The organism is Chloroflexota bacterium (assembly GCA_016875535.1).
Lineage (GTDB): Bacteria > Chloroflexota > Dehalococcoidia > SHYB01 > SHYB01 > VGPF01.
This window is the reverse complement of the sequence record VGPF01000085.1, coordinates 1-2,037: the sequence shown is the minus strand read 5'-3', so window position 1 is coordinate 2,037 and position 2,037 is coordinate 1. Positions and strand designations below refer to the sequence as shown.

The 2,037-nt window shown below is 62.7% G+C and carries 3 protein-coding genes; all 3 read right to left on the bottom strand.

Annotation, left to right across the window (positions count from 1 at the left end; genetic code table 11):
* The coding region (locus FJ039_12655; GenBank protein MBM4406996.1) for a xanthine dehydrogenase family protein molybdopterin-binding subunit at positions 1–506 on the bottom strand (506 nt) is incomplete at its 3' end.
* 52 nt (positions 507–558) lie between these two features.
* On the bottom strand, positions 559–1,029 hold the full coding sequence (locus FJ039_12650) for a (2Fe-2S)-binding protein (GenBank protein MBM4406995.1): 471 nt from the start codon (positions 1,027–1,029) through the stop codon (positions 559–561).
* A 2-nt stretch (positions 1,030–1,031) separates the two neighbouring features.
* Complete coding sequence (locus FJ039_12645; GenBank protein MBM4406994.1) at positions 1,032–1,904, bottom strand: xanthine dehydrogenase family protein subunit M; 873 nt, start codon at positions 1,902–1,904, stop codon at positions 1,032–1,034.
* Between the last annotated feature and the right edge of the window lie 133 nt (positions 1,905–2,037).

Below are 2,037 nucleotides of genomic sequence, written 5' to 3'. Positions count from 1 at the left end.
CCCAGGATGGCCTTGGTGACCATGCTCTCATGGAGCAGGGGAGCGCCGGGCTTCATCGCATCGTCAACGCTCAAGACAAAGGGAAGAACCTCGTAGTCAACCTTGATGGCCTCCAGCGCCTCTTCCGCGATGTGGGGGCTGGTGGCGGCCACGGCGGCCACGGCATGGCCTTTATAGAGGACCTTATCACTTGCCAGGCAGTTCTCAGCCACCTGTTTCATGTTGGCATGGGCTTCGCCAAGCTCCACCATCTTGTCCGATTGGATGGGAAGGTCTTTTGAGGTGACCACCGCCATGACGCCGGGGACTTTCAGCGCGCCGCTGGTGTCAATCGCCTTGATGCGCGCATGGGGATGCGGGCTGCGTAAGACCTTGCCGTAGAGCATCCCGGGGAGGATGACATCGGCGCCGTACTTGGCCTTGCCGGTGACTTTCTCCAGGCCATCGTGGCGGACGGGGCGGGTGCCGACGACTTTGAACTGGGGGCGATTTTCAGTTGTGGTCATGAGGTGATGCCTCTCTTGTAGTGCGGCGTCTTGAACTGCGGGATTCTACAGTTTACAGCTCTTTCTCGGCTTTGAGGACTGCGCGGACGATCTTGTCATAGCCGGTGCAGCGGCAGAGGTTGCCGGCCAGCCAGTGGCGGACGCGATGCTCATCGGCCTTGGGCTCCTTATCAAGGAGTCCCTTGGCGGCGACGATGAAGCCTGGAGTACAGATGCCGCACTGCAGGGCCGCCTCCTCCAGAAAGGTCTTTTGGAGGGGGTGGAGCTTCTCCGCAGAGGCCACACCTTCGATGGTGGTGATCTTGCGGCCCTCGGCCTCGGCGGCAAGGACCAGGCAGGCATTGGTGATGCGGCCATCCAGGATGACGGTGCAGGCGCCGCAATTGCCGTCGTTGCAGCCCTCCTTGGTGCCGGTCAGGCCGAGTCCTTCGCGCAGGACCTCAAGGAGGCTCTCGCGAGGCTCGCAGAGGAACTCAGTCGGCATGTCGTTGATGGTCGTCTGGACGACGATTTTCTTGGCCATGGTTACTTTGCCTCTTTGGCGCGGGTGATGGCGGACTGGAGGGAGCGCTTGGTCAACACGCCCACTAGGTGGATGCGCTGTTCGATGGTGCCGCGCATATCCGTGATGGGCTTGGCCGCCTTCTTGGCCGCCTCAGACGCCTGGAGGATGTTGTCATCCGTGGGGGCCTTGCCCGCCAGCCAGCCGCTCGCCTCGGCGGCGTAGATCGGCGTCGGGCCGACGGAGGCGAGGGCGATGCGCGCCGACTTGATGCTGCTGCCGTTGAGCACCACGGAGACGCCCACCCCCGCAACGGCGATGTCCATCTCATTCCGGGGGATGAAGCGGATGTAGGTGGAGCCTGTGTGCTGCTGGGGCGGCGGGATGCTGATGGAAACCAGCAGTTCGCCGTCCTGAAGCACCGTCTTGCCGGGGCCTGCGCAGAACTGCTCCGCAGGGACGGAACGCTTGCCCTTTGGCCCAGCGATGTTGGCCGTGGCGCCCAGGGCGATGAGCGCGGGGATGGCATCGGCGCTGGGAGCGGCGTTGGCCAGGTTGCCGCCGATGCTGCCGCGGCTCTGGATCTGGATGCCGCCGATAAGGAAGGCGGAATCATAGAGCGCGGGATACTTGGCGGAGATCTGGTTGTTTTCGTAGACGCGGCAGCAGGGGACCGCGGCGCCGAGGACCAAGCCCTTGGCGTCAGAGTAGGAGAGCTCGTTGAATTCGGGAACGTGCTTAACGTCAACGACGCGGTCAACGATGTAGCGCTTCACTCGAAGCTGGACCAGGAGGTCGGTGCCGCCTGCGAGGGCGCGCGCCTTAGCTCCCTTTTCAGCCATGAGCTGGATCGCCTCGTTGAGCGTCTTCGGAGCTCGATATTCAAAGTCCTGCAGAGGCCACCCCCTAGAAAGGTTTCAGCGCCGAAACTTTACACTAACTCACTCCTGGGCGCAACCGTTTTATGTTACCCCCTATCAGCCACGCTTTCTCCGCGCCGAAAGCCGTGAGCCTTGGGCCATCAGACAT